Genomic DNA, 24,304 nt, shown 5'->3' with positions numbered 1-24,304 from the left:
GGATGGGCGTATCGGCAGGTGAATGCGGGACTTGGTGAAAGGCTCCACCCTCCCTCTATCCGCTAATGTTCTCATGATAGGGTGACTGTGTCAATTTTTAGGGTCACTCGCGAGTGGTGGCAGAGGATGCCCGCCGCGCCGCGCACGGAGGGGGCCGCCGGCCGCCCGCGCGGCCTGTATCCCTGCGGCGGTCAGCCGCAGAAGGTGCGGGTGACCGCGGTGCACGCCGTCGGGGTCCGGCTCGCCCAGACAGTGGCCGCAGCCGTCGAGGAAGCCCACGAGGCCGAGCAGCTCCAGGGCGTGGACGTCAGCCTCGCCCACGAGCATGGGGTGCACGGTGCCGGAGGAACGCACGGCGGCGTCGCGCAGCGCGGTGAGCCGACCGGGCGTCAGTCGAGGCGGCACGCGCTCAGCCCCAGGCCACGTCGCGGCCGCGCGCGGCGCACCACAGAGCGAGAGCGTGCAACTCGAGCAGGCGCTGCTGGAGATACCCGGCCCTGCGCCCGCCCGTGTACCAGCGGCCGCGAAAGTAGCCGTCGACGCCTGCGTCCTCGGGGGTCAGGGCGAGGGCGGCCAGCACCCGGCCGAGGAACTGCTCGGCGGGCATCTGGCCCGCGTCACCCGTTGCCGGCTCCCGGTCGGCGGCGGAAGTGGTGTCCCCCGCGCCCGGGGCGGAGGCGACTGCGGTTCCGGCCGGGTCCAGGGCTCCGAATCCGAGCAGGTGCGCCAGGCGTACCGCGTTCCGCACGCTGACGTTCACCTCGGGCGCGTATGCCTCCGGGTCGGCGTCGTGCACATACAGCGGGTACTGCGGGCAGATGTCCGGCATCTCGCAGCCGGGCAGTGCGTCCCGCTCCGCGGGTGCGTCGAGGACTTCGGCCAGGGCCTGTTCGTACGTACGGTGGCGCACGGCGAGCTCGGTGGCCGGCCAGCAGCCGCAGCTGGCGGCGAACGCGCTGGCCGGCCGGTAGTCGGCGGTGAAGGTCACGGACACGGTCCCACCCTTGTTGTCGCAGTTCAACGGCTCAATCCGCAGGCGGCGGGCGGGTGCTGCATGTCCCGCAACGCCCGCCCGGCCGGTCACAGGCGAGCTGCAGCCGGGCCGACGGTGTGGACGTTCGGGGTGAACGGGGACTCCATGCCGGGGTCGGTGTGGAACAGCATCTTGTGGATCGCGCGGGCGGTGAGCCAGTGCTCGTCCCAGTCGCCGTCGCTGTCGATGGCGAAGTAGTCGGGAGCGAGGGTGTGGGCCCGCAGCATGACGGCGGTGACCGCGATGTCGTACGGCTTGGGCCGCACGTCGCCGGTCTTGCAGAACGAGTAGGTGAAGCCCCGCTCGTCCCGGAACTGCGGCTCCAGCTCGATGGCGAAGGTCTCGTAGTCCTCGTCCGCGGCCATCAGGCCGTTGAAGACGATCGCATCGTCGTCGATCCGCGGCACCCCGGTGCCCGCGCCGCCCGCGAGCGCGATGTTCTGGGTCTGCTCGACCAGGTCCAGGATTGCGGCCGCGTCCAGGCGCAGCTGCAGCCAGTTGGAGAGGAAGTTCTCCGCCTGGGGCGTGTACGCGAAGTAGTTGGCGTGTCCCATGGGGCAGAGCTCCTTGCGTCGGTACGGGGTCGTGGCGGCTGCCCCGGCGTTTGCGTCGCCCGAACAGCTATCCACTAATGTACCCCTGAAGGGTCATTGTGTAAAATCATGAGGGTCGCTCGTGTTGTGTGTGCCGACGGTGCGGTGGCGCCCGGGGCCCTATGCGGCCGCCGCGCCCTCCGCGGCCATGCCGCCGAGGATGCGGAGGTGGCTCTCGCAGCCGTGGGCGAGCTCCCGCATGTGCGTGTCGAGCGTCTTGTAGTCGACACCGTCCCCGAGGCGCAGGCCGCGGGCGGCCTCAACGGTCTGCTGCTCCACGGCGGTGAGCGGGTAGCCCTTGGCGACGGCGACCTCGATGTGGGCGAGGAGTTCCGGCACGTTCATGCCGGTGAACGGGAAGCCGGGCCGGTTGTGGGCGCCGAGGCGCGGAGTTGGCGGGATCCCGAAGGTGTAGTCGCGGCGGTAGGTCTCGCACGCACGCTCGGAGCGGTCCGCGATACCGGAGAGTTCCGACACGTGCTCCGCTGCCGGGACGCCGCAGCCCTCGCACGGACCGGCGTGCTGCTGGTACTCGCGGCACACGTCGAGGTGTTGGGCGCGCGCGGCGTCCTCCGCCTGGCGAAGGGTGCTGAAGGTGTCGGGCTCGTCCCAGTCGTAGTACTGGGCGTTGACGTAGTAGTCCTGCTCGAACTGCCCGTTGTAGGACCACTGCCCCTTGGGGACGTAGGAGGCCGATGTGAGGCCGTGCGGGTCGAGGATGAGCCCGTTGTCGGCCCATACCTGGGCCGTGCAGCCGCATTCGGGGAAGCGGCGCACCCAGGAGACCGTGACGGTGTCGCCGCCCAGGGCGGCCGCTTCAAAGGCGAACGGCTCCGGGTGCCAGATCCACTTCAACTGGTCCCAGGCGTCGGGGGTGATGGACGCGGCGACGCCGGAGGCGGTCAGAACGAGCGGCAGGGCAGGCGCAGCCACGATGCTCCTTGAAGGTTGGATGTGCGGGACGGCGGCGGGAAGTGTCGGCCTCGGCGGCGCGTGCGCGGCCGAGCGCGGTGATAGGGCGTCCTGGCGCCCGGGGGCGGATGCTTCCCGGGGCCGCTCGGGGAGGGCGGCCGCCCTCCCCGAGCGGGGCGCGGGTCAGCTACTCGGGTGCGCGCTCGGAGCCGTACAGCAACTCGTCGAGCAGCCTGAGCTTTTCCTCCGTCCGGAACGGGTAGATCTCGACCTTCCAGAGCATCCCGACGCGTTCCTTGTCCATGTGGGTGAGTTCACGGGCGTCGTGCAGCTCGGTGTGCTTGAGCAATGCGCCCTCGCCCCAGACAACGCGGATGTGGGGCTCACACTGAAGGCCACTGCCTGCCGCCCGGCAGAAGTGGCGATGATCTAGGGCGTGCGGCCCTGGCGCCGGACCGCGGCCTGGGCGCGGTCGGCGCGGATCAGCGCCGCGGCAGCGCCTTCGGGAGAGTGGAACGGCTCCGTGATGCCCGGTCCCGTCCACCGGCCGTCATCGGTGGGGCGCACCGGCCCGAGCTCCGTGGAGCCCATGCGGACGGACAGCTGGCCGCTCCCGGACAGGACGCCGAGCCGGGCGAGGCCGAGCGCGTCGTTGATGTCGCGGACGGTCCCCAAACGGTCGGTGTCGTTGAGCACCAGCGCGGTGGCCTCCAGCCGCTCGCCGGTCTCAGCGCTCAGCGCCGACAACTCCCGCAGGAGGCTGTGGGCCTCGCCCTGGCCGCCGGGCGCGGCCGTCGCGGCGGCTTCCCCGGCGGCGGCCCGGACCGCCTCCAACTGCGAGCTCGTCGAGCGGCAGTTGCGCGCAGACCCGGCGAACTTTTCGACGGGCAGGGCACCCATGGCCGCTTCGATCCCGGAGAAGTCCGTCCCGGACGAGGACGTCGAGCACAGGTCCTGCCAGATGCGGTGCAGCGTCGCCAGATCCGCGTCGGCGCCGTGCCGTACGGCATACCGTCCGGACAGACCGGCCGGTGGCTGCGCGGCGGTCGCCTCCAGGCGTACGCGGGCCTGGTGGCAGAGGGTCAGCAGTCGCGCGAGCGGGAGGCCGAGCCAGTCGCGGGCGTCGCCGGCCGACGCGTCCAGCAGGGTCTGGGCGGGGACCTGGACCCGTGGGATCAACCGCGCGATGCGGCGGCACCCGGTGCGGCTGTGCACCGCATCGAGCTCCCGGCGGACGGTCTCGAGCCCGTCGAGTATCGCGGCGACGGACGGCTCGCGCAGGGCGTAGAAGGTGAAGACCCGGGCGGTGGTGTCGATCAGGTCCTGGCGCTGCAGCGGGATCAGGCCGACCGCGACCCGCGCCTCGGGGGCACCGGAGTAGGGCGTGGGCGGAGCGTCGGGCAACCCGTGCGCGGCGATGTGGAACATGGCGGCGTCGTCGCCCGCGCTCAGCAGGCTCGGCCGGATGGGGCCGACGTCGCGGCCGACCCGGGCGCGGTGTCCCCCGCCGCTGCAGGAGCGCACCTGGCCCACGGTGCGGCCGTCCGGGTCCAGGAGGTCGTGGTCCTCGGGTCCGGCCGGCCGCAGCCGGAAGGCGGGGAAGGAGTCGAGTGGTCGGGTATCCACGTAGATCGCTTTCGGAACTGTTTGCTGCGCACGGAATGCAGCTGCCAGGCGGCCCCATCGGCCCGGGTGAAGTAGACGTAGAAGACCAGCGGGATCCGGTAGTGGGTGCGGACCTCGGCGAAGAGCCCCAGGACCGGATCGTCGCCGGGACCGGGGCGCGTGGGGCTGAAGGTGATGGTGGCGGGCCTGCCGTCGAGGTCGTGGGAGACCGTCACCGAGGGCGGGGCCTGGCGGTAGTCGATCGGCGGGGTGTTGTGCGGATCAGGAATGGCGAGTCCTCAATTCACGTCGCGGCGGGTGAGCTGGGGCGGTCAGGCCGTCCGCAGGAGCAGCCGCAGGGCCTCGGGCCGGATCTCGTTGTCCTGGACGACAGTGCCGTCCGGGGCCGTCCAGAACGCCAAGGTGGTGCCGTCCCGGTCGATGACGGTGCGCATCAGGGTGCGGGAGCCGTCGGCGACGACGTCGCCGCGACGGAAGGGACCGGGAAGGACTTCGATGTTCAGGTCGTCCTCGGACTCGAAATCGATGTACGTGCGCGACGTGAGCTCGAGCTGGCCCGGCGCGTGCTGCTCAACGGTCCCGGCGATCACGATGCGTACGTGGTCGCCGGGGGACAGGCGGGGGATCGGCATGAAGCCTCCTCGGCGAAGGGGTGCGCGGCCCAGAGGCCGGCCATCGGGCTGACCGGCGCAGGGAAAGTGGTGTCCCCTCGCTGCCGGCGCGGGGATCAGACGGCGAGGGTGAGCGCGGCGCCGCGCTCCGGCGTGACGGCCGGCGCGGGGACGGAGGCGGCGGTGATGACCATGACGAGCTCGTCCGGCCGCCACACGAAGGACTCGCCGTCGAGCGCGAGCAAGTCGCCCGCGGCGTCCATCACCGGCTGGGCCTGGTAGGTGGCGTAGGTGTGCACGCCCCAGAAGATCCCGCGCCGGGCCGCGGTCGGCTGCTCGCAGTCGCCCAGGTACCAGTCGCCCGGCTGAACGTCCCGGGCGGGGATCACCCGTAGCCCGGCGGGGTCGATCCCGGCCGGCGGCTGCTGGTAGGCGTAGCCGAGGGAGTCGGCCAGAGGCCGAGCGGTCACGATGACCGGGATGAAAGCGGCGTCCATGACGGCCATGAGCAGACTCCTCGGCTAGGGGGCGTAGTGGTCTACGGCCCGGTGCTTGTTTCACCGAACCCGACAACATCAATGTACTTCAGGAGGGCCGATGGGGCAATTTAAAAGGGTCGCTAAGTGCGCTGCAGGCCCCGCGCGCCATCCCCTCGACCGCGCTGCACCGCCAGCGACCGGAGCTCCTTTACTCCCGGCTGATGCAGCAGCCACCGCCCATGACAGCGCATTGGAGCCGGGTCCAATGCTGCGCCTCGCTGCGCCTGTGACCTGCGCATTCACATTCCGCTGCAGGGCAGACGTCGCCGGACGCGGGACGCAGCGCCGCGCAGCGCGGCCACACGCTGCCCTGGGGAGTGCCGATTGCAGCCGCTGCCTGCTGCCCGGGGCAGCACGAGCTGCTGCACGCGGGCGGGGTCGAAGGCGACTGCGCGGTCCCCGGCCGGAGTTGAGCGTCGCCCCTCCGGGGCGGGGCACGTCCGGCGCCAGCGTCAGGACAGCATCCTTTTCAGCTTCGCCGTTCCCTCCGTGATCTCCTCGCCGAGGCGTTGCAGGTCCCGCAGGATGCCCGACGGAGGCCGGTTGACCACCGCTTTGTGGTCAACCGGTTCAGGGACAGGTCGTAGCCCCGCGCAGGGATCTCTGCCTTGGAAACCGTGAAGGGCTGCCCGGAGCCGTCCCTGCGGCGCCAACGGATCAGCAGGTCTGGGAGGTTGTTCTTCGCGTGCTCCTCGCGCCGCCGGACGACTCTGCACCACGAGCCCGGGGCCGGCGGGAGAAGCCCGCCCTCACGGGTCGTGGAAGACGAGATGGGCTGCATACCGGGTGGGCGGAGTTCCGTCGCGGTGCCGTACGAGGATCAAACCGTCCGTGCCGGCCTCGTGCCACACGCCGTCATGGTCAATGGGCGACACCACGCCGGCGCGCTCGCCGTCGGCCGTACGGATCACCACGCGCTGGCCCCACTGCAGCCGAGCCGGGTCAACCGGCTGCCCGGTCAGCCACGGCAGCACGTTGTCCCGGTAGCTGTAGAGGCTGCCGAGCTCTTCGAGCAGCCGCTTGCCGATGATGCACCGCTCGAAGGTGCTCCAGAAGGTATGCGCGCGCCGGCACAGCGAGCAGCGCGCGGATTCCTCGTAGATCGCTCGGGCCAGGTGGGCGCGGCAGTCCTCGATCTGCGGCCCGGTGGGGCGCAGCGTCTCGTCGACGTAGACCAGGCTGCTCGGAGTGGCGCAGTCGTCCGTGCCGTCGCGTCCTCCGAGGACGACCTGCCGGTGGCGGGACGATGCGTCCAGTCGCGTACGGACCACGGTGCGCGGGGTCCGGTCGGGGTCGCGGGCCTGGAAGACCAGCGATCCCGCCGGGTACTGCAGGACCGACTCCACCGGACGGCGCACACGGCGCGTACGGCGTTCGGGTCCCTTCGGGGTGCTGGGCGTCGTGGGTGTTGCCGAGGGCTCAGGTGACGGGATCAGAGGAGAAGTCACCGGGCGCCCGCCCCACTGCGGACGGCCGCGGGCCCGCTACCTGCGGTGAACCCGGCGAAGGCGCCGACTCCGAGCGTCATGGTGGGCCGCGGCCGTGGCCCACGGGTGACCGTTCCCATCGACAGATGCCGTTCGTAGGCCATGGCCGGCCCCAGCTCGTAGTCCCAGCCGTACGGCAGATCGTCGGGGGTGACGTCCCGGTAGGTGCGTTCGATGACGACCTCCATCGGCACCAGGTCGTCCGGGGTCCGGGTGCACCGATGGCACTCGCGCATGTCTCCCTCGCCAGGCAGGCGATGGAGCATCTCCCAGTCGGTGCGGCCGTGCTCGCGCCGGTGAATCCCGGCGAGCCGGGCCAGCTCGGCGCGCACGGCGTCGCCGGTCGTCAGCACGGTGGGCCCCTGGCCGTAGAACCGGTAGAAGAGGGAGCTGTCAGGGTTGGGCGGCGCTGGCGTCGGATCACCGGGGCCCGGCAGCGCGTCCAGCGCGATCGGCCGCGCCGTGGTGATCGTGTGCTCCTCGGCCAGACGGTCCACGACGCTCCACTTCTCGGCGAACGCCCCGTGCCCGCGGACGGCGTAGGGGACGCTGATGTGCGCCCGGTCCGTGGCGCTGCGGGCGCGGTAGTGCCGGGAGTGGATGATCCACGCGACGTGGTGGATCCGGGCCAGGCGGAAGACGTGGTCGGGATCGACGGTCATGCGTGGGGCGGGCAGGTGGGGCTCGTCCGGCTCGAAGAGGAGGCGGACCCCGTCGCTCAGGTCAGAGCCGTGCCCGTCCAGCGCGGCGATGCTCGCCGGCCGGAGGCCGTCCGTGATGACGACGGCGCCGGCGTACAGGTCCTTGGCTGCGATGCTGTGCATGTGCTCCTTCAGGTCGTTTGGGGAAGTGCCGTACGGCCCGAACTCCTCCGGTAGCCGCGCCCCGGACCGGTCAGCCGGTGGTGGTCGTGGCCGAGCCGGTGAGGGCCGCATCGAAAACGAGATCACGCGCCTCGCTTGGTTCCAGCAGTGCGGCGATGCGGAGCTGCTGGATCGTCTCGGGCATGTCCCAGGGGCCGAAGGTGCGGCCGGGCAAGGCGGAGAACTCGGCGGTGTAGCGGCCGCGGCCGGGGGCGGCGTGGACGGTGACGGTCGTGGTGGCCACGAGGCGGGACTCCTTCGGGAAGGCAGGCTGCCGGCGGCCCGGCGGCCCGGCGGGTGGTGTCCCCCTGGGCGTGGCATGGATCTGGCTGATCCCGGGGGAGAACGAAGCCCCCTCTATGCATCCCCTAATGTACTCAACTATTTCAATACGTCAAGGTAGTAGGGTCACGAGAAGGGGGGGTGCGGCCCAGGGTGGGCCCGTCTCGGACGCCGAAGAGCCGCCGCTCGGCGGAACGGCGCGGGCAGGAGCCGGTTGCGGCCGATATCCGGGAGCGGAGGCCCAGGCCGCGTAACGACGGCCGGCCCGGGTCGTTGGCGGTGTGGGGCGTCTGGTGGGGTCGCCCCCGGTCCCGGGAGCGTACGGCCCGGCTGGCCCGAAGGTGCCCCGCATCATCCCCACCGGCCACCCTCCGGCGTGACGCCCGGCAAGGTTCGCCGAGCCGCACCACGCGAAGGCGCGTCGACCGGCACCGCGCCCGCCCCGGCTCGCCTCCAGGAGCGGCCTCACTCTGACGGCGATCAACACCCCTTCGGGTACCGCCTCGCCAAGGCGGAGCGGATGCAGAGAGCCCTCGGCGCGGCCGACGGATCCCCCTGATGCTGCATGGCCGGACTTCGTGCAGCACGCTGCCCTGCAGCGAGGCGCCGGCCCGCCGTGCTGCCCGGCACGCTGCCCCCAGCGCTCCGCAGAAGCAAGGACGGGGAGCAGCGCGCGACGGGCAAGGCTGCTGCGCGAGCGCTCCGGGCGCGCCGCTGCCGCCGCTGCTCCCGGCTGCTGCCGCTCTGATCTGCGGAAACGTGAGGCAGCGCCGCCGAGCAGCAGACGGTGGCGGGCTGCGCAGTACGTGCAGCACAGCCCGGCGCGCTGCGCACTCCCGTGTGCTCGCCGAGAGTGCTGCGCGCGGCTGCTGCTGCAGCCCACCGGCTTGCAGCGGACTGGACGGGCTACCAGGCGACGTTGATCAGATACTCGCCCGGCTCCAGGTGCCCGCTGCATGCGAGGTCGTGCAGCAGCTCCCCGGGGTACGGGTCGTAGCCGAGGGTGCCGGACCGCCACCTGCCGAGCGTCTCCGCGACCTCGGGGTCCAGGCCCTCGCGCCAGGTGAAGTGTGATCCCTCTTCGGCGTCCGGGTCGTAGTGCTCGTAGTTCGCGGACACCTTTACCGCGTGGAGCGCGCCGTTGTGCGCTTCGAGGCCGCGAATCACGCTGTACGGCAGGCCGTAGTGCGCGGTGATGAAGTCCTCGAGGTCCTTGTACTCGACGTGCAGGTAGGCCTTGGTCGTCGTCTTGAGAGGCAAGTCGGGTCCTTCCGTTCGGGGAAGGCCCCGGCCGGCGGCCGGGGCCGGTGGGGCGGGTCAGGCCGCCGGGGCGCGGTTGAGGTGGATGGCGCTGGCGCTCGGCTCGCCGAAGTGGCGGCGGCCGTCGACGGTGACGGCGATCCACGCGGGGCGGCACTGCTCGGGATTTCCGTACTGGGCCAGCAGCGGCGCCGTGACGGTGGCGACGGCGGTACGGCTCGGGCCGCCGCTCCAGCCGACGGTGATCTCGTAGCGCTGCATCCCGTGCCCGCGGCCGCGGCGCACGGAGAACTTCACCCCGGGGAAGGTGCGGCGCAGCAGCCGACGCAGGTACTCTGCCGTGGCTCGCATCGTCAGGCCCAGCACGGCGTTCATCAGCTCGTCCTCGGAGGGTTCCGGGATGACGGAGGTGTGGCGGACGTGGGTGACGCCGGTGGGCCGACCGTCGGCGGTGCGCAGCTCGTAGCGGGTCGCGGGCAGGCCCCGGAGGACGTCGGCGGCGCACATGCCGCAGGAACACGGCTGGACCGTCGCCGGGCCGTGGAGGCGGGTCGCGGTGCCGACGTAGCGGACCGCGGCGCCCGGGGTGAGGCGCAGGGCGAGGTAGGCGGCGCTGAGGCGGCGGGCGGTGGCGGAGGTCATGGCGCACGTCCTTCGGTCGGGGAGTTCGTGGTGGCCGGTCGGGCGCTTGCGTCGCCGTCCCTGCAATCACTAATGTACCCGAAGAGGGTGCGTAAATCAAGTATGAAGGGGCACGTTCGGGACCTCCGCGCGCTGGGACGCGTGCTGGACCGTGCTCCCCGGACGGGCCGGCGCACCCCCTACGCGTACGGCCCGGCCCAGTCCTCGGCGCTCATGTACTGGTGGGCGTTCTCGCCGCCATGGGCGCGGACCAGAGCACGCAGCAGGTCGGCCGGGACCGGACCGAACCACAGGGTGGCCGCGGCGTCGTACGGGTCCCGGCGCGGTCCTGCCGGAAGCGGCGCGGGCCATCCGTCGGGCGCCGCGAGCGGCGGGACCAGGCCCACCTGGAGCGCGTCGTAGGGGCCCGCGAAATCGGCGGGCGCACTCGCGGGCAGATCCCACCGGGAAGGGCGCGGCGAGGCGGGCCGGGGGATGCACTGACTGGTGTGGCCCGTGATGATCTGGATCTCGAACCAGTCCTCCAAGCGCACCTGGAGGACGGCGCCGGAGGTGCCGCTCGCGATCGCGGCGTCGGTGATCTCGGTGCGCATCGGATGCTTCCTGTCGAGTCGGGACGAGTCCGGCGAAGGGCCTGGCGGGCGGGGCGGCGGGTGTCACGCGCCCGTGTCACGAAGGGGTGTCACGGCGGCTGTCACGCTGGGGAACGTGACAGCTGTGACCTGCGAAAACGCGCCCCGGAGGGCGCGCGTGGGCGGTTTTCGGGGCCGCGCGGTTCCCCGCTCGGCAGCGTGGCAGGCGGGCTTCAGCAGGAGAAGCGGCGGGGGCGGGTGAGGGGGGTCTCGGTGCACCCGGGGTGCAGGGCGCTCGGGCGGGTGACGCCGCTCTGGCCGAACTCGTCCGCGTCGTAGAGCCACGGGCGGCGGCGCCGGTCACTGCGACCGTCGAAGGTGCTGTACGCGGTGCGCGGGGCGAACGCCCATGCGTGCGACTGCGCCCAGTCGCCTTCCCGCGGGCCCCCGTTCAGGTTGTCCAGGCACGTCCAGGCGAGCGGCGTGAAGCGGCGCCGCAGGGGGTGTTTGACGTCCTCCCATCCCCACTCCTGCGAGAGGTACTCCGCCTCCAGGGACTTGAGCTGGGAGAGGCTCGCGCCGTAGTGGTGGAGGATCGCGGCCGCGAGCGTCGCGGGCTTGCCGCGGTACACGAACTGCGTGTACTCCGGGTGCGCGTCGTCGGCGCGCAGCGCGTTGCCGTCGAGGAGCTCGTGAAGGGCCTGGTGGAGGTCGCTGGTGGTGTGGCGGACGCGCGGCATACTCGGCTCCTCGGGGCGGCGGGTTCGTGGTGTCGCCGAGGAGCTTGCATCACCTCCGCATTCACTAATGTACTCCACAAGGGTGTTTACGTCAAACGTGTGTCCCTCGTGATGGGGGTGGGAGATGCCGTCAGCTTCCGCCGAGGGCCCGGCGCAGGCGCTCGTCCGCCTCGGCCTGCGCCGCTGCGGACCGGGCGGAGAACAGGCGCCGGTAGCGACCCAGGTCGCAGTCCTTGAGCGCCTGCGCCATGGCGGCGCTGTACGCCTCGAAGGAGGGGGGCCGAGCTTCGGGCGCGGTCACTGCCTGTCCGCCTCGTCGGCGTACCGCGTGGCGTACGCCGAGGTCGCGGGCTCGTCCGACCAGGCCACTACGCGGCGCGCGCTCACGCGCCATCCCGGTGCCGCCTTCACCCGGTCACCCCACCGGCTACGGCCCTCGGCGCACACCGAGCAGAGCAGCCGGCCGTCCAGCTCCCACACCTCCGGCTCGGTGGTGAAACACACGGGGCAGCATCCCTCGGACCAGGCCGGGGGGTGGTGAGCCGTGTACACCAGGCCCGTGATGATCACGCGGCCGCAGTGCGCGCATGCCGTTCCGAAGAGCGCGTAGCGGTCGCATCGCGGGCAGAGCTGCGCGGTGGGCGTCGGGGCGGCGGAGCCGCCGGTCGTGAGGGGCATGGGGACTCCTTGGTGAACCGGGTCGGGGGCTGGGCGCCAAGGAACGGCGGCCCGGCGGCTCAGCGCAGCTGGCGCCGGGTGGTGACGGAGTAGCGGGTCAGCTGGATCCAGTCGCAGCCGCCGTGGACGTACAGGTCGCCGGTAGAGGGGTCCTCGCCGGACCGGTCGACGTCGAGCGTGCTGTAACGGGCGAGGTCGCGTACGAGGTCGAGGAAGTCGTCGGCCGCCAGGTCCCGGTCGGTGTAGACGCCTTTGACTGAGCCGCCCTCGTAGTCCTCGCCGGCTTCGAGGATCCACACGCTCGGCCCCTGGCCGTCGGTGGAGTGCTCGGTGGCAGTGGTGGCGAGCTCAGACATGGGCGTTACTCCCTTTCGAGGCGGGGGCCGTGGTGGTCGAGGTGGGCTTGCCTCCCCCCTCTATCTATTCACTAATGTACCCCAGAGGTTCCATTTTAGTCAAATCAAAAGGGCGCATCGGTGTGGTGTGGGCGGTGATGCTGCGCGCGGGACCGGACGCGGGCGGGCGCCGCCCGCCCCCCCGGGACGGCCCTGACCAGGGCTCCGGGCGCAGAGGTTGGCGCCCGAGCCGGGCACCTCGGCCGCAGCCGGCGGCTGCGGCCGACAACGTGGTGTCCCCCTGCCCCCGGGCGGCGGGCAAGGTGAGCCCGGCGGCCGGGGAATGTGACGGCGGGACGCTCTTGAGACGCCCCGCCCGGTGGTCACTTGCTGTATGCGGCCCGGTCGCCGTACTCCCACACGAAGCTCTCGCCAATCCAGTCGTCGTCCGCCGTGTCGTCGCTGGCCGGCTCGGTGGGTGCGGCCGCAACGGTGGCGCGGCGGTGTGCGACGTGGTGCAGGGCGAGCAGCGCCGAGAGGGCGCCGAGCGCGGCGAGCGTTCCGGAGGTCGGCGGCGGGACGGCGGCGTAAGCGCGGTCGATGGCCAGGGCCGTCATCAACGCGAGCGCCACGAGCAGGCCCAGCAGGTCCGTGACGATCGCGAGGGCGGCCCATCCCCGGCGCACGCTCAACGGCCGGTGCTCCCAGGGGCGGGGCCCGCCCTCGGGGGCGAGAGCGTGCGCCAGCAGCATCACGCCGAGCTGAACGCCTCCGAGGAGGGCGAGGAGGACCGCCGTTGCTGCGCCTCCGTAGGTGACGGCCGTCAGCAGGCCGGGCAGCAGCATGAGCAGGACGAGGTGGTGCAGGAGGGTGCACTGGCGGTGCGGGCAGGCGCGGGTGGGCAGGTGGCCCTGGTCGGCGTTCACAGCGGAGTCTCCCGGGCGGAGTTGAGGTACACGCGGGCGCGGGGCCGGTGGCCGGGCAGGAGCGCCCGGCCACCGGTGGGCGGGGCTCAGGACCGGCGGGCGCGGCGGTGCGCGACGTGGTGGACGGCGCACAGGGCCAGGAAGGCCGTCACCGTGATGACGCCGCCGGAGGAGAAGAGGACCGATCCGGAGCCGCCGCCGAGCTGGGCGCCGATGATGAGACCGGCCGCGATGAGCAGCACTAGGACGTCCGTGGTGAGCGCCACGGCGGCCCGCGCCGGGCGGATCGGGCGCTTGGGGGCACGGCGGGTGGCGCGCAGCGCCCCGGCCACCATGAGCAGTCCGAGGACGGCGAGAGCGACGAGTGCGAGCACCGTCACGTTGGCGCCGCCGCCGAACAGGGCGGGCAGGACGCCCACGACGAGGACCGAGCGGCCGACCAGGGTGCACCAGCGGTGCGGGAAGGTCTGGGCGATGCCGTGCTGTGCGGTGCAGCTCATCAGGATCCGACTCCTCGTAAGGGGTGTTCGCGGTGTCCGGGGCCGGTGCTTGCTTCACCCGCCGCCGTTATTCACTAATGTACCCGAGAAGGGTCGTGAGGGCAAGTTAAAAGGGTCGTCGAAGGTGTGGGAGTGCCGGAGTCAGGGGCGACGAGCCGTGGCCGTGCGGCGGGCGTGCCGCCGAGCCAGCGCCGCCTCGATGGGCCGGACCCAGTACGAGGCCGCGCCAGCGGCGCAGAGTCGCGCCCACAGCGGTGCGTGGTGGTGCGTTGTGAGGCACCAGGCGACTTCGAAGAGGAAGGCCATGGCCCCCCAGATGAGGATGTGCGCGGTGCTGAAGACGCGTTCGTAGAGCATGTGTCGCCTTTCTGGCGGAGGGGTGGGCGGCCCCGCCGGGGCCGCCCGGGAGGGGGAGGTCAGCAGGGCAACTCGTCGTGGCAGGTGTGGCAGCAGCGGCCGCAACTCGCCTCGCAGTTGATCTGGACTCGCTCGCCGCAGCCCTCGCACGCGATGTGCGCGTCGTCGGGGGCGAAGTAGCCGCCGATGCCGCTCCCGTCGCAGGTGCAGGGGGTAGTGGCGGTGCGGGGGGTGGTGGCGGTGAGCTGCATCTCGACTCCTCGGGGCGGCGTATCGGTGGTGATCGTCCGGGCGCTTGCCTCGCCCTTTCGACATTCACTAATGTACTCGAAGGGGTGACATGCCGCAACTATTAGGGATCGCGGAGCTGGGTGGGTCCGACGGGTCAGCGGCGGGTCAGGTTGATCGCGTCCACCAGGGGCGTCCCGTACGACGCGCGGCCGAACCGGGTGACGGTGATCGCCCGCGCCCGGCGGCGCTCCGGCGTGGTGTAGTCGGCCAGCAACGGGGCCGCGACAGTCGCGACCTCGGTGTCCAAGGGGCCGCCGCTCCAGCTCACCGACAGGCGCCAGCCGCGCCGGGTCCGCACCGAGAACCGCACACCGGGAAAGCGCGCGCGGAGCAGTCTGCGCAGATGGGCGGCGGTGCGCGGCAGGGGCAGGACGGGCGGGTAGGTCTGGAACAGCTCTTCGGGGTGCAGGTGGGGGACGACCGAGGTGTGCCGGACGTGAACGAGGGGCGCCATGTCGCCTTCATGGACGCGCAGTTCGTAGTGCGTGCCGGGAGCGCCGAGGAGCGTCGCCGACATGCAGAGCGTGCAGGCGCAGGGCTGCGCGATCCAGATGCGGCGGGTCTCGTCGCCCTCGTGCCGCACCCAGGTTCCGGCCGGGAGCCGCAGTGCAAGGTAGCCGGCCTCCTGCGGGCCGCAGGCAGTCGCGGTCATGGTCGCCGTCATGCTCGTGTCCTTCTTCCGCTGTCCAGGAGGTGGGTGGAGGTCGCAGGCCGCTACGCGGTCGCGGGCCGCAGCGCGCCGAGCAGAAGCCCGTCGAGGTCGTAGCCGACCGTCTCGCGGCCCGCGTACTCGGCATCGACGACCTCGCGGGGAAGGTCCATGCCGTAGCCGTACGAGGTGACGTCCGGTCCGGTCTGTGCCGAGGCGGTCACGTCCAGGAGCGCGCGGAGGGCGGTCCTGGCCTGCTCCAGGGTGAGCGCGTCGCTGTCGATGAGCGTGCGGATCTCGGCCTGGCGCTCGATGGCTCGCTGGTCCATGGGTTCCTCCTCAAGGTCGGTGGTGTGCGGGGCAGGGGCGGCCGGTCGGCCGCCCCGGGTGGGGCGGGTCAGACGACCCGCATCCCGAACAGGCGGGGGGTGGTGTCGCGGACGCCGCACCAGTCGTCGGCGCAGTCCGGGCACATCTGGTGGAGGCAGCCGCAGTCGTCGAGTTCGTCGCCGACGTGCCATCCGGCGTCGTGCGCCGCGTCGGTGCCCTCGTCCGCGTCGTCGAGGAAGGCGGAGAGCTTGCCGCACTGGCCGCACTCGATCCGGTCGAAGTCGGTGACCTCAAGTACGTCGGTGCCGAGGAGGCGGTACGTGGTCTCGGTGAGCATGGCGGTCATGGCGCACTCCTCGCGGCGACGGTTCGTTCGTGGTGGCCGGTGGGGTGCTTGCTCACCCGCCCCGACAAACTCAAATGTACTCTAAAGGGGGTGGAGAGTCAAATTAAAAGGGTCACTCATGGTGTGGGTGACCCCGCGAGGATGTCAGTCCGGGAGTCCGGCGGCGCGCAGTACGGAGCGGGCCTCGACGTACAGGCCGAAGATCGACGAATCTCGGGGCTCCGTTTCGATCACCACCAGTGCCGGAACAGGTAGTCACCGCGCGGGAGTTCGCCGCGACGGATGAGATCGGCGAGGATCAGTCTCAGCGACGGGGAGAAAGCGCGATCGGCGAAAAACCGGTCCTCGAACACGGCGCTCTCAAGATCTTGCGTTGCTGGCGGGTTCGCCTCGACAGTGGCCGGGGTGTTCTCGTCAGCGATGCGGATGCTCAGCCAGTAGTCCAGCTGAGTCACGCCGGTCTTGACGACGCTCTCGCCGGTGCGGGAGTCCCAGCCCAGATACATCTCGGCGTCGTCGAGGTCGCCGAGTGCCTCCAGGTAGTCCTCGTCGGAGGTGAGTTTGTACAGCTTCATGCTGTCATTGCCAATGCGCTCGTCATCCCGCTGGCATCCGCGCAGCGAGCTGTACGGCTTGCCGTAGACGCGCTCGGCAATGGCCTCGATCGGGATGTAGCCGTTCTCGGCGGTCACGTAATCAGCGTGTGGCTCCAGCATGTAGATGCTGTAGGGCGTGTACTCGGGTGCACCGGGCATGACGGATCCTCTTCTATGGGGTCGGAGCGGGTCGTGGTGGCCGGCTGGGAGCTTGCTTCACCCGCCCGGCAATCACTAATGTACTTCAAGAGGTTGTCAATATCAAATCATATGGCGCCAGGATTGGCGTTCTCGCTACTCGGCGGCAAACGCCGCGCTGAAGGTGCCGCGCCCGTCGGCGGGCCACTCGCCGCCGGTCTCCAGGGCGAGCTGCTTGTGGAAGAGCGGCGCGTGGACGGTGGCGGGCACGGTGGCCGCCGCGATGCCGTCGAACTGCTCACGCGGAATCAGCAGCAGCTCGCCGCAGGCCGCACAGTCGGCGCTGGCGCCGCGCAGGTCCCCCACGGTCCACCGGGGGTGGCGGCGCTTCAAGGAATGGCCGCACCCGGTGGTGAAGCGAGGGCCGATGATGGTCCGGCGGATGTCTGGGTCTCCTTGGGTTCGGGGGTGGTTGGGGTCGACGGTGAGCCACGGTCTGCGGGCGCCTATATCCAGGTCCGGCCGTCTCCGGGGTGGACGCCGCGGACTCCGGCGTGGCCGAGGAGTTCGGCCTCGACGGGGTCGCTGGCGTAGTCCCAGCCCTCGGCTTCGCGGTGTACGGCGTAGGTGTAGCTGTGGCCGCGTGAGCAGTGGTAGCCGGTCTCGGTGTGGCGTACGGGGGCGCCGCACTCGAACGCCGTGGGTCCGTCCTCGTCGTACCCCGCGATCAAGTCGCCGCACGGCTCGCCGGTGTCGTCGGCGCCGGCTCCGCCCTGGTTGGCGGCGGGGATCTCGACCGGCATGCGGTACTCCTTCGAAGAGGGTGGCGGCACAAGCTCGGCGCATCGGAAAGCGGCCGGTGAGGCGGCCTGATGGGGCCGAGCGCGACCAGTGCAACAGTACCCGAATTCGGGGATGTGGGGCAAATTATAAGGGTCGCGTGTTGGAGGGTGAAGACCTGGTGTCCCCGTCGCACGCACGCGATGCTCGACGGCGGCCGCGCGGGGCACGCGATGAATGACCCGCCCGCTCAATCCCCTGCCCTGCGAAGGCGGGAGGCCGGAACTCCGGACTCGGCGGGACGGCTCCGGCAGGCGCTGCTGCTTGCCGGTGTGCGGCTCGTCCGCACGCGCTCTCCAGGTGCCGCGCCAACGGAGCTCTGCGGCCCAGCAGCGCCCGCAGGGAAGGGGCGCGCCGCACGCGGCGGCTCGTCCGGGGCCTGGAGGCCAGGGACGAGCCGCCGCGCGGCCGCTGACGAAGCCCAGCCTCGGCGTGCCCCTTCTCAGATGATGTGGCCCCGAAGGCACCTGCGGCGGACGAGTGGCCGAACACCCAGGGCCTTGGACCTTGGGCGTCTCGGGCGAGTTGGCCCGTCGCGTGCGCACCGGGCCGGATCCCTTGAGACGGAGGCCAGTTCACCGGAGACGGGCATCGAGCCGTGGGCGCGCAAAGTGGAGGCAGTGCAGGGCCGGCCACTGTCACGGCCACTGTCACGGCGGGTGTCAAGCTCCCGGACGTGACACCTCTGACCTGCTAAAACGCCCCTGAGAGGGTCGATTCCGGGGGATCCGTCGGAGCGAGCCGGCGGCGTGACACCCCTGGCGGGCGACTGGGAGTTGTCAGCAGGTGCCGACCCTGTCAGCGGCGGAACCATCCGCCGCGACGTGCAGGGGAGTCAGCCGGAGCGCGAACCCTGCGGCCCCGGGTCTCGACGATGAGAACCCCACTGGAGTGCACGGGAACGTCGCTCTTGAGGGCGTCCCGTGAGCTCCAGCTGCCGCGCCCGGCGTGGGTTGCTTCGACGCCGTAGCGGTTGGCCAGCGCGTGGGCGGAGGTCATCCGCTTCCAGCCGGGGGCGAAGCGGTAGCTGGCGTACATGGTCACGGCGCCGTCGTGCACGGTTGCGATGCTGTCCGCGGCGTGGAGCAGTGCGGCACCGGCCAGTTCGGCGATCGTGCCGTCGGGCATCGTGTAGCGATCCAGCGTCTGCCAGGCCGAGTCGGGGCTTTCCCTGCGCTGGAACGAGTAGCGCGCGGCGAGATCCGGGATGGTCAGGTGGCCGTGGGAGTCGAGCGAGATGAGCGAGGTCAGGGGGAGCCCCTGGTGGGTGGGAAGCGGAGCGTGCGCCCCGCACTGCGAACATAGAATACCCGTGGCGGGTTAGGTGGGCAAATAAAAAGGGTCAATCGGAGGGTGAGTGGGCTACTGCGACGACCCTTAAAAATTGACTCAAGATGCCAAGTGGAGTACATTAGTGAATGCGTGGTGATGCAAGCACCTCGCACCACCACGACCACCCCGGAGACTTCCGTGAACGTCCCGCTCCCCACCTCGCTCGAAGACCTCGCAGTTGAGATGACCCGGCACGGCTGGGAAGTCTCCTGGCAGCGCAACCACGGCGAAGCACGTGTCGAAGGAAGCCTGCGAGGCGGAGCTGCCGCCATGGCCACCGCGCGCTACACGCTGGAGAAGGGCTGGGTCACGCGCTTCTACGCGATCGAGTCCGTCGAGGACGGAGGCACCCACTGGCTCCGCATCCGGCGCCACGCACTCCTGACGTTCATCTCCACCAGCCGGGTCCCAACCGACGCGCCCCAGTGGATTGTGCGTGACACCAAGTGCCGCTGCCGCAAGCGTTCACAGGCCACGCAGTGGCGCGCCCTGCACCTGCTGGCCGGCCTCCAACTGGAGCGCCTGAGCACCCGGGGCGTCGAGGAGGAGAAGCGGGTCTACCGCTGCCGCCACGACGCCCGGCGCTGGCACCTCACCACACAGGAGGAGCGCACCCCGAACTCCTGGCACGGGACCGCCGCCGCTCTCTAACGGCCCGTCCCGACCGCACCCCGCACACCACGACACCCAGGAGTCCCGCCCCATGTCGAGCGACCAGCCGCCCCTGAATCTCAACGGCCACGCCCTCCTCCCCAAGCGTTCGGACGTGATGATCTTCGTCGAGCCCGACGAGGACCCTTTCGTGACGGGTCTGCACTGGCGCTGCGCCACGTGCGACGAGAGTCCCAGGTTCGTTCTGCGCGACGGCACCGTCGATGTCCAGGAGCCGTGCGCCTATCCGATGGGCATCACGACCGAGATCACCCTCGATGTTCCGTCAGGGAAGCTGATCGTCACCGACGACCTGCGCGACGTCTACAACGTCGACTTCGACGCGGGCGCCTCGTACAACACCGACCTTGGCCAGGCCCAGGTCGTCCAAGCGATGGCCGCAATCGGCTGCGCCTTCGGCCCGGTGGGCGACTCCAGCCCCAACCTCTACCGCGACGGGGAGAACAGCTACTTCATCGCCTCCCCGCTGTACGACGACAACGACGTCCCCTCCCTGCCGGAATCGAAGTGCCTGGCCGAGATATTTACCGAACTGCGGGCGTACTCGATCGCGGACTTCGAGGACTGGAAGGCCAAGGGCGGCACCCCGGGATCGAAGCTGCTCGGCGAGTACACCGTCGTCGACGTCGCCCCGGGCACCTACAAGTTCACCCTCCACGTCGGCGAGCGGGGCTTTGACAAGTTCGACTTCGACACCGAGCGGGTCTTCACCCACATCGAGCGCGTCGCCCCGCTCCCCTCCTCCTGACACCGAGGCTCGTCCTCGGGCTGGCCCTGACCGCCATCCCAACACCCCTGGAGTTGACTATGTCTCTGCTGTCCCGGCGCGACTGGCGCTTGTCGATGGTGGTCGGACCGAAGCCCATCGAGGGCCATGACGAGGGCCTTCGGGGCCTCCTCGTCAACCGGCTCCGTGGCGAACTCAAGGCGATCGTTCGCGTTCCCCTGAAGACGAACCTTGCGACGGCGGAACTCAAGAGGTACTCGGTGCACTGCGAGCCCTGCGGCAAGTGGTTCCCCCTGCCGCAGTGGGGCGAAGAAGTGCAGTGCCCGAAGTGCAAGCGCCTTTACGCCCTCGAAGCAGCCGTGTTCTCCGCCGTGCCGGATACCACCGCCTGATGGGGCCCGGCGGGGGGCCGCGGTTCTCATGCTGTCTTACGTGGTGCCCGCCGCGTCCGCGCCGTTGCTGCCGTGAGGGTCGCCATCCCATCAATGCGACCCTTAAAATTTGACACATGCCTTCTCTTTTGGTTAACATAAAAGGGTCAGTGAGGGTGATCGCCCCCGCTGGCGCTGGACAGTACGGAGCGGCCGATCCGCGGTGGCTGGCAGGTCCGTAGCTCATGGCGGTAGAGCGCCCCCCCAAGCCGGGGGGCGACTCCCCTCGGATCGCGATGTGTTGGTGTGTGCCCCTCCAGAGGCGATGTCCCCGTTGAGAGGGTGCGCACCGGCACAGCAGAACGAACCCGACCGGTTGATCCCCGGCGTGGGTTGAAGGAGGGAAAGCGCGCCCTCCGGGACTCGTGGTGTCAGCAGCACGCCCCTGTGTGGGGGAAGAGCGGGAGCAGTACCCGCAGAGTCCACGACGTGCCAGCGGAAGGTGATGCTTCCCCCGGCGGATCCGGTCCGCTGGCACGCGTCGCCCGAGGCTCCTGGGGAGGAGCCGACGGCGGCCCCGGCCCGGCCGGGGAAGGTGACGAGCAAGCCCTCACGGGCCCTACCTGATCCGATCCCCGGCCGACGGCGGGAAATCCACGCCCTCGTGGAGTAGTCCGGCTCAACTCACCCCACTCTCAATGGGGAGACCGCGGGTTCGAATCCCGCCGGGGGTACGGACTGCACAACCACCGTGCGCGTGAGATGACGCGCGCCCGCTCTTGTCGTCCAACGGAGAGGACACCGGCCTACGAAACCGGGAATCGGGGTTCGAGTCCCCGCATGAGCACTCACCCGACGTCCCGATACCCGCCCGTTTCAAGGAGGCGTAGTGGCCCGATACTGCAACCGGCCGAACGCCATGCTCGCAGCGCCGATCGTCACTCTGCCCACCGCGATCGCCCGCCACCTGTGCGCCGACCTTCTCGGCCGCTGGCACCCCTACTGGCATCGCCTGGCCCACCGCGTCACCGAGCAGCTCTTTCCCGGCAGCGCCCGCCACACCGTGACCCTGGCTCCCCGGGACCTCCAAGATCTGCTGGTCGTCTTGCTGGACGTCTGCCTCGACTTCTACGACGGCACGCTCTCGCCTCAGGCGTGCGGCTTCACCGAAGCCGACATCCAGGAAACCATCGACCTCCACCAGCACCATTACGGCCCGCTCCTGGACTACTGACCACCGGCTGTCCCCGCCGCACTGCCGCGTCCGGCCCGCGCTCGGTGCCTGGCCCGATGCGATCACATACGCACACAACCGCTACATACCACAGGGCTGACAACCTCAGCCCCGACCCGCCTTCCGGAGTTGCCGCCTTGTCCCTGACCAGGAAGTCCGCCGCGCTGCACCAGCCTCCGACGGACCACACCCAGGACACCCAGGTGATGGCCGACCCATTCGCGCCCCGGTCCCGGCGGGCGGCGACGTTCGCTCCCCGGATGAGGCTGTGGCCACCGGACGGATACCGTGCCCCGGATGTGCAGGAGTTCACCGCGCTGTGCACCTCGGCAGCCCGGTTCGCGCGGCACGGCATGACCGGCGCCGCCCGGGAACGCATGGACAACGCAACGCTGACCCGCAGTCTCCAGCTCATCGAACTCATGGGCGACGACAGCCGCGCCGTCTACGAGTACGCTCACGCGCTGCGCCGCGAGATGACCCGCCGTGGCCTGGTCCATCGGTCGATCGCCCTCCTGCGGTGCGAGTCGTGCTCGCACAGGACCGAGCGGCTCTTCGAGGCAACACAGAAGACTCACCCCGGTATGAGCAACAGGTCGTCGGAATTCGTCGCCTCGGCCTGGTTTTGCGTCCGTTGTTGGTCCGGCGACGACACCGTTGCCGAGGACGACGATGACGGGGACAAGGAAGCAAGCGAATGAAGTGCAGCCGAGGCTGGCGCCCAGTGGCGCGCCCTGCCACCAGTGAGCCGGACGCCCACGGGGATCGCACCGGCCGCATGGTGGCTCGCGGGCTACGCCACCTCGTGCCCCCCCAACCTGCTGCTGCGGCGAACCGTCCCGGCAGCACCCCGCCCAAGATGACCACCCGCGCGGTGATGGAGAGGAAGCAGGACATGGAACAGAGGGCTGACGGACCGTCCGCACCCGCACAGTTCACGCCTTCGCTGCGCGTGGAGCGGTTCGACGAGGTGGTGCAGTACGACATCGCGATGACGGCCAATCCGCCACAGCGGACGTACGAGAGGGTATGGCAGGGGCAGTGCGGACCGGACTTCACAGTCGAGGACGGCGAGGACAGCTACCGCGTCCGGCCCGTCCGGCTGCGTGTCCGCTGGTTCCAGGACGGCGATGCCACGCCCCGCTGGAACAGCATCGAGGTAACCGGCCACGAGGTCCTGCTCGACGAGCGCCTGGGGCGCCGTCCCGTCAGGGAGATCTGGACGCCCTACCACGCCAGCTGGGGGCAGGTTCCCGACTGGTTCCTCCAGTTCGTAAGTGCCAACTCGCCGGCCCCGCGGGCTGCCGCGGAGGGCTGACACACCACGTGGCCCAGAGCTGATGGCCCCTGTAGGGGGCGTGATCGCTGAAGTCCCTCGGGTCTCCGGGACTTGCCTCCCGGGGGCCCGAGCGGTCTCACATCCTGACTTCCGCCGAAAATGGAGCGCCTCATGCCGTACACCCCCGATCCGGCGCAGGTGCGCCGTGTTGCCCTCCGGCTCCTGGACCAGGCCCGCGAGGAGATCGACTCCGTCCTCGTCGACGATGCCATCACCGATGACCTACTCAACGGCGAGGCCGTTGACGACGGGGGCGAGGCTCGGCTGACCGGCGAGGACGTGAAGGTCCTGCACCGGGCCGTGACGGCGGCCGTCCGCTCCGCCCAGGTGCTTCTCGCGCCGCAGGTCCCGCTCTACAGCCATGCCGGCCACGCCTGCATGCCGGGCGGATCCGAGGGAAGCCGCCCGTCTCACGAACTCTCAGGGTGTGGAACGCGCATGAGCTTGCCGGTGGAAACCGTCGCTTACCGCCAGGTTGAATTCGAAGCACTTGAGGGCTTGATCCGCTGTCACTACGGTCTGGAGTACAGCGTGATTCGGGCGCTTGGCGTGTCGAACGGCTCGTACTGCCGCGTCGAAGCGTGGGCGGAACCCTTGGATCCGGATGAAGCCGGGGAGATTGCTGCGTGGCTTGCGGGTGGGGCTGAGCCCCACTTGGCGTCGGTCTTGAACGACCTCGCGTACAGCCGTGTCATCGACAGTGGCGAGTACCTCGTGCACGTCTGGTGGTAGTCCGTGCCGTGCTCATCCAACTCGATGTTGTTGGCCGGTGGTTGGGCGAGTTGTCATGGTTGGTGTGTTGGCTGGGTTGAGGAGGGGTGTTATGTCCGGGGTCCAGGGGCGGTTGTGGCGGGATCGGATGCTGACTGCGGGTCTGGCAGTGGCTGCAGTTGTTTGTGTGGTTGTGGGTGCGGGTACGGGTGTGCGGCTGTTCGTGTTGATGGCGGTGGGTCTGGTGGCGGGGGCGGTGATGGTGTTCCGGCGGACGGTGCCGGGGCAGCGGTATGCGCATTGGGTGGCGTGGGCGGGTAGCTCGGTGATGTCGGTCCTGTTGATCTGGGTGAGGCCGTCTTCGGGGTGGCTGTTGCTGCCGTGGGCGGTGGTCGCGGCGACGGCGGCGGCAGCTCTGTGTGTGGCGTGGCGTCAGAATCGTGTGCGCTGATTACGTGGGCCCTGTGCGCCGTGCTGCTCCCGGATCCGAAGTGGCCTCCTCGCTGCTCCCACCACGCCGGTCTACCTGATCCCGAACGCGGGGCCCCGAAGGGTCGGCAATGCCTCGACGCCGCGCCCTGCCCCTTCCGCCGCGCTGTCCTGCGTTCCGTCCGTCGGCGGCCTTCGCCGTCCGCCTCCCGTACGTGCGCCGCCTCTGGCTGCTTCCGTGTCTCGGCCGGGTCGCCTTTCCGTACGCCGCCAGCCGGGCCGGGCCGCTGCGCCCCGCCCCTTCCGCTGCGTGCTGCGCTCCGTTCCTGGCTGGCGGCGTCGC

At 70.6% G+C, this 24,304-nt stretch carries 38 protein-coding genes and 2 tRNA genes; 11 read left to right on the top strand and 29 right to left on the bottom strand.

Going from position 1 to position 24,304, the window contains the following annotated elements:
• Positions 1-90: 90 nt before the first annotated feature.
• The 29 genes from IE206_RS34245 to IE206_RS34105 all read right to left on the bottom strand — a co-directional run bounded on the left by IE206_RS34245 (position 91) and on the right by IE206_RS34105 (position 18,274).
• On the bottom strand, positions 91-405 hold the full coding sequence (locus IE206_RS34245) for a hypothetical protein (RefSeq protein WP_189969197.1): 315 nt from the start codon (positions 403-405) through the stop codon (positions 91-93).
• A gap of 4 nt (positions 406-409) precedes the next feature.
• Positions 410-994, bottom strand: coding sequence for a hypothetical protein (locus IE206_RS34240; protein WP_189969196.1), 585 nt, complete (start codon positions 992-994; stop codon positions 410-412).
• 86 nt (positions 995-1,080) lie between these two features.
• Entirely contained in the window at positions 1,081-1,587 is a 507-nt protein-coding gene (locus tag IE206_RS34235; protein ID WP_189969194.1) for a hypothetical protein, read from the bottom strand.
• Positions 1,588-1,746: 159 nt separating this feature from the next.
• Complete coding sequence (locus IE206_RS34230) at positions 1,747-2,559, bottom strand: hypothetical protein (protein ID WP_189969193.1); 813 nt, start codon at positions 2,557-2,559, stop codon at positions 1,747-1,749.
• Positions 2,560-2,725: 166 nt separating this feature from the next.
• The gene (locus IE206_RS34225) at positions 2,726-2,887 is read right to left on the bottom strand and encodes a hypothetical protein (protein ID WP_189969192.1); all 162 of its coding nucleotides are present in this window, start codon (positions 2,885-2,887) and stop codon (positions 2,726-2,728) included.
• 80 nt (positions 2,888-2,967) lie between these two features.
• Positions 2,968-4,164: a hypothetical protein gene (locus IE206_RS34220; protein WP_189969191.1), complete on the bottom strand. Its 1,197-nt coding sequence runs from the start codon at positions 4,162-4,164 to the stop codon at positions 2,968-2,970.
• Between the two features lie 311 nt (positions 4,165-4,475).
• Positions 4,476-4,796, bottom strand: a complete 321-nt coding sequence (locus IE206_RS34215) for a hypothetical protein (protein ID WP_189969190.1) — start codon at positions 4,794-4,796, stop codon at positions 4,476-4,478.
• 95 nt (positions 4,797-4,891) lie between these two features.
• Positions 4,892-5,281: a hypothetical protein gene (locus IE206_RS34210; RefSeq protein WP_189969189.1), complete on the bottom strand. Its 390-nt coding sequence runs from the start codon at positions 5,279-5,281 to the stop codon at positions 4,892-4,894.
• A 782-nt stretch (positions 5,282-6,063) separates the two neighbouring features.
• Positions 6,064-6,672 carry a hypothetical protein gene (locus IE206_RS34205; protein WP_189969188.1) on the bottom strand — a complete coding sequence of 203 codons (609 nt, stop codon included), beginning with the start codon at positions 6,670-6,672 and terminating at the stop codon, positions 6,064-6,066.
• 86 nt (positions 6,673-6,758) lie between these two features.
• Positions 6,759-7,625: a hypothetical protein gene (locus tag IE206_RS34200; RefSeq protein WP_189969187.1), complete on the bottom strand. Its 867-nt coding sequence runs from the start codon at positions 7,623-7,625 to the stop codon at positions 6,759-6,761.
• A 70-nt stretch (positions 7,626-7,695) separates the two neighbouring features.
• A complete protein-coding gene (locus tag IE206_RS34195; RefSeq protein WP_189969186.1) occupies positions 7,696-7,908 on the bottom strand; it encodes a hypothetical protein in 213 nt (70 codons plus the stop codon).
• A gap of 944 nt (positions 7,909-8,852) precedes the next feature.
• Positions 8,853-9,206, bottom strand: a complete 354-nt coding sequence (locus IE206_RS34190) for a hypothetical protein (protein WP_189969184.1) — start codon at positions 9,204-9,206, stop codon at positions 8,853-8,855.
• A 57-nt stretch (positions 9,207-9,263) separates the two neighbouring features.
• Complete coding sequence (locus tag IE206_RS34185) at positions 9,264-9,848, bottom strand: LPD29 domain-containing protein (protein WP_189969182.1); 585 nt, start codon at positions 9,846-9,848, stop codon at positions 9,264-9,266.
• 179 nt (positions 9,849-10,027) lie between these two features.
• Positions 10,028-10,441, bottom strand: a complete 414-nt coding sequence (locus IE206_RS34180) for a hypothetical protein (RefSeq protein WP_189969179.1) — start codon at positions 10,439-10,441, stop codon at positions 10,028-10,030.
• Positions 10,442-10,653: 212 nt separating this feature from the next.
• On the bottom strand, positions 10,654-11,160 hold the full coding sequence (locus IE206_RS34175; protein WP_189969177.1) for a hypothetical protein: 507 nt from the start codon (positions 11,158-11,160) through the stop codon (positions 10,654-10,656).
• 130 nt (positions 11,161-11,290) lie between these two features.
• Positions 11,291-11,461, bottom strand: coding sequence for a hypothetical protein (locus tag IE206_RS34170; protein WP_189969175.1), 171 nt, complete (start codon positions 11,459-11,461; stop codon positions 11,291-11,293).
• Positions 11,458-11,838: a hypothetical protein gene (locus IE206_RS34165; RefSeq protein WP_189969172.1), complete on the bottom strand. Its 381-nt coding sequence runs from the start codon at positions 11,836-11,838 to the stop codon at positions 11,458-11,460. Before IE206_RS34165 ends, IE206_RS34170 begins: the two co-directional genes overlap by 4 nt.
• 59 nt (positions 11,839-11,897) lie before the next feature.
• A complete protein-coding gene (locus IE206_RS34160) occupies positions 11,898-12,194 on the bottom strand; it encodes a hypothetical protein (protein WP_189969170.1) in 297 nt (98 codons plus the stop codon).
• 362 nt (positions 12,195-12,556) lie between these two features.
• On the bottom strand, positions 12,557-13,099 hold the full coding sequence (locus IE206_RS34155) for a hypothetical protein (RefSeq protein WP_189969168.1): 543 nt from the start codon (positions 13,097-13,099) through the stop codon (positions 12,557-12,559).
• 86 nt (positions 13,100-13,185) lie between these two features.
• The gene (locus IE206_RS34150; RefSeq protein WP_189969166.1) at positions 13,186-13,599 is read right to left on the bottom strand and encodes a hypothetical protein; all 414 of its coding nucleotides are present in this window, start codon (positions 13,597-13,599) and stop codon (positions 13,186-13,188) included.
• A gap of 141 nt (positions 13,600-13,740) precedes the next feature.
• Positions 13,741-13,956 (bottom strand): hypothetical protein, encoded by a 216-nt coding sequence (locus tag IE206_RS34145; RefSeq protein ID WP_189969164.1) that lies wholly within the window; start codon positions 13,954-13,956, stop codon positions 13,741-13,743.
• 59 nt (positions 13,957-14,015) lie between these two features.
• Positions 14,016-14,207, bottom strand: a complete 192-nt coding sequence (locus IE206_RS34140) for a hypothetical protein (RefSeq protein ID WP_189969162.1) — start codon at positions 14,205-14,207, stop codon at positions 14,016-14,018.
• 134 nt (positions 14,208-14,341) lie between these two features.
• Complete coding sequence (locus IE206_RS34135; protein WP_189969160.1) at positions 14,342-14,911, bottom strand: LPD29 domain-containing protein; 570 nt, start codon at positions 14,909-14,911, stop codon at positions 14,342-14,344.
• A gap of 50 nt (positions 14,912-14,961) precedes the next feature.
• Positions 14,962-15,225: a hypothetical protein gene (locus IE206_RS34130; RefSeq protein ID WP_189969158.1), complete on the bottom strand. Its 264-nt coding sequence runs from the start codon at positions 15,223-15,225 to the stop codon at positions 14,962-14,964.
• A gap of 68 nt (positions 15,226-15,293) precedes the next feature.
• Entirely contained in the window at positions 15,294-15,572 is a 279-nt protein-coding gene (locus tag IE206_RS34125; RefSeq protein ID WP_229853282.1) for a hypothetical protein, read from the bottom strand.
• A 230-nt stretch (positions 15,573-15,802) separates the two neighbouring features.
• Positions 15,803-16,327 (bottom strand): hypothetical protein, encoded by a 525-nt coding sequence (locus IE206_RS34120; RefSeq protein WP_189969156.1) that lies wholly within the window; start codon positions 16,325-16,327, stop codon positions 15,803-15,805.
• Positions 16,328-16,462: 135 nt separating this feature from the next.
• Positions 16,463-16,699 (bottom strand): hypothetical protein, encoded by a 237-nt coding sequence (locus tag IE206_RS34115; RefSeq protein WP_189969155.1) that lies wholly within the window; start codon positions 16,697-16,699, stop codon positions 16,463-16,465.
• A gap of 113 nt (positions 16,700-16,812) precedes the next feature.
• Positions 16,813-17,109, bottom strand: a complete 297-nt coding sequence (locus IE206_RS34110; protein WP_189969153.1) for a hypothetical protein — start codon at positions 17,107-17,109, stop codon at positions 16,813-16,815.
• Positions 17,110-17,944: 835 nt separating this feature from the next.
• The gene (locus IE206_RS34105) at positions 17,945-18,274 is read right to left on the bottom strand and encodes a hypothetical protein (protein WP_189969152.1); all 330 of its coding nucleotides are present in this window, start codon (positions 18,272-18,274) and stop codon (positions 17,945-17,947) included.
• Between the two features lie 342 nt (positions 18,275-18,616).
• On the opposite strand from IE206_RS34105, the gene IE206_RS34100 reads away from it, so the two are divergent.
• The 11 genes from IE206_RS34100 to IE206_RS42770 all read left to right on the top strand — a co-directional run.
• The gene (locus tag IE206_RS34100) at positions 18,617-19,129 is read left to right on the top strand and encodes a hypothetical protein (protein WP_189969150.1); all 513 of its coding nucleotides are present in this window, start codon (positions 18,617-18,619) and stop codon (positions 19,127-19,129) included.
• A 52-nt stretch (positions 19,130-19,181) separates the two neighbouring features.
• Positions 19,182-19,898: a hypothetical protein gene (locus IE206_RS34095; protein ID WP_189969149.1), complete on the top strand. Its 717-nt coding sequence runs from the start codon at positions 19,182-19,184 to the stop codon at positions 19,896-19,898.
• 59 nt (positions 19,899-19,957) lie between these two features.
• Positions 19,958-20,269, top strand: coding sequence for a hypothetical protein (locus IE206_RS34090; protein WP_189969147.1), 312 nt, complete (start codon positions 19,958-19,960; stop codon positions 20,267-20,269).
• A gap of 637 nt (positions 20,270-20,906) precedes the next feature.
• Positions 20,907-20,982: transfer RNA gene (locus IE206_RS34085), tRNA-Glu, on the top strand.
• 41 nt (positions 20,983-21,023) lie between these two features.
• Positions 21,024-21,095: transfer RNA gene (locus tag IE206_RS34080), tRNA-Arg, on the top strand.
• 42 nt (positions 21,096-21,137) lie between these two features.
• Positions 21,138-21,482, top strand: a complete 345-nt coding sequence (locus tag IE206_RS34075) for a hypothetical protein (protein ID WP_189969145.1) — start codon at positions 21,138-21,140, stop codon at positions 21,480-21,482.
• Positions 21,483-21,619: 137 nt separating this feature from the next.
• Positions 21,620-22,183, top strand: a complete 564-nt coding sequence (locus IE206_RS34070; protein WP_189969143.1) for a hypothetical protein — start codon at positions 21,620-21,622, stop codon at positions 22,181-22,183.
• A gap of 194 nt (positions 22,184-22,377) precedes the next feature.
• Positions 22,378-22,800: a hypothetical protein gene (locus tag IE206_RS34065; RefSeq protein WP_189969140.1), complete on the top strand. Its 423-nt coding sequence runs from the start codon at positions 22,378-22,380 to the stop codon at positions 22,798-22,800.
• Positions 22,801-22,932: 132 nt separating this feature from the next.
• Entirely contained in the window at positions 22,933-23,553 is a 621-nt protein-coding gene (locus IE206_RS34060; protein ID WP_189969138.1) for a hypothetical protein, read from the top strand.
• A gap of 91 nt (positions 23,554-23,644) precedes the next feature.
• On the top strand, positions 23,645-23,983 hold the full coding sequence (locus IE206_RS34055) for a hypothetical protein (protein WP_189969136.1): 339 nt from the start codon (positions 23,645-23,647) through the stop codon (positions 23,981-23,983).
• A 109-nt stretch (positions 23,984-24,092) separates the two neighbouring features.
• Positions 24,093-24,304 (top strand): hypothetical protein (locus IE206_RS42770; protein ID WP_229853281.1); only part of this gene is annotated, 212 nt, incomplete at its 3' end.

The sequence above is a fragment of the Streptomyces violascens genome (genome assembly GCF_014649955.1).
In the GTDB taxonomy this organism is placed as follows: Bacteria; Actinomycetota; Actinomycetes; order Streptomycetales; family Streptomycetaceae; genus Streptomyces; species Streptomyces violascens.
This window is presented reverse-complemented; position numbering and strand designations above follow the sequence as displayed.

Coding starts and splice junctions, on each gene's coding strand:
- IE206_RS34235 (WP_189969194.1), bottom strand. CDS start 1,587: ATGGGACACGCCAACTACTTCGCGTACACGCCCCAGGCGGAGAACTTC.
- IE206_RS34215 (WP_189969190.1), bottom strand. CDS start 4,796: ATGCCGATCCCCCGCCTGTCCCCCGGCGACCACGTACGCATCGTGATC.
- IE206_RS34210 (WP_189969189.1), bottom strand. CDS start 5,281: ATGGCCGTCATGGACGCCGCTTTCATCCCGGTCATCGTGACCGCTCGG.
- IE206_RS34200 (WP_189969187.1), bottom strand. CDS start 7,625: ATGCACAGCATCGCAGCCAAGGACCTGTACGCCGGCGCCGTCGTCATC.
- IE206_RS34185 (WP_189969182.1), bottom strand. CDS start 9,848: ATGACCTCCGCCACCGCCCGCCGCCTCAGCGCCGCCTACCTCGCCCTG.
- IE206_RS34180 (WP_189969179.1), bottom strand. CDS start 10,441: ATGCGCACCGAGATCACCGACGCCGCGATCGCGAGCGGCACCTCCGGC.
- IE206_RS34175 (WP_189969177.1), bottom strand. CDS start 11,160: ATGCCGCGCGTCCGCCACACCACCAGCGACCTCCACCAGGCCCTTCAC.
- IE206_RS34165 (WP_189969172.1), bottom strand. CDS start 11,838: ATGCCCCTCACGACCGGCGGCTCCGCCGCCCCGACGCCCACCGCGCAG.
- IE206_RS34160 (WP_189969170.1), bottom strand. CDS start 12,194: ATGTCTGAGCTCGCCACCACTGCCACCGAGCACTCCACCGACGGCCAG.
- IE206_RS34150 (WP_189969166.1), bottom strand. CDS start 13,599: ATGAGCTGCACCGCACAGCACGGCATCGCCCAGACCTTCCCGCACCGC.
- IE206_RS34145 (WP_189969164.1), bottom strand. CDS start 13,956: ATGCTCTACGAACGCGTCTTCAGCACCGCGCACATCCTCATCTGGGGG.
- IE206_RS34140 (WP_189969162.1), bottom strand. CDS start 14,207: ATGCAGCTCACCGCCACCACCCCCCGCACCGCCACTACCCCCTGCACC.
- IE206_RS34135 (WP_189969160.1), bottom strand. CDS start 14,911: ATGACGGCGACCATGACCGCGACTGCCTGCGGCCCGCAGGAGGCCGGC.
- IE206_RS34130 (WP_189969158.1), bottom strand. CDS start 15,225: ATGGACCAGCGAGCCATCGAGCGCCAGGCCGAGATCCGCACGCTCATC.
- IE206_RS34125 (WP_229853282.1), bottom strand. CDS start 15,572: ATGACCGCCATGCTCACCGAGACCACGTACCGCCTCCTCGGCACCGAC.
- IE206_RS34120 (WP_189969156.1), bottom strand. CDS start 16,327: ATGCCCGGTGCACCCGAGTACACGCCCTACAGCATCTACATGCTGGAG.
- IE206_RS34110 (WP_189969153.1), bottom strand. CDS start 17,109: ATGCCGGTCGAGATCCCCGCCGCCAACCAGGGCGGAGCCGGCGCCGAC.
- IE206_RS34105 (WP_189969152.1), bottom strand. CDS start 18,274: ATGCCCGACGGCACGATCGCCGAACTGGCCGGTGCCGCACTGCTCCAC.
- IE206_RS34095 (WP_189969149.1), top strand. CDS start 19,182: ATGTCGAGCGACCAGCCGCCCCTGAATCTCAACGGCCACGCCCTCCTC.
- IE206_RS34090 (WP_189969147.1), top strand. CDS start 19,958: ATGTCTCTGCTGTCCCGGCGCGACTGGCGCTTGTCGATGGTGGTCGGA.
- IE206_RS34065 (WP_189969140.1), top strand. CDS start 22,378: ATGGAACAGAGGGCTGACGGACCGTCCGCACCCGCACAGTTCACGCCT.
- IE206_RS34060 (WP_189969138.1), top strand. CDS start 22,933: ATGCCGTACACCCCCGATCCGGCGCAGGTGCGCCGTGTTGCCCTCCGG.
- IE206_RS34055 (WP_189969136.1), top strand. CDS start 23,645: ATGTCCGGGGTCCAGGGGCGGTTGTGGCGGGATCGGATGCTGACTGCG.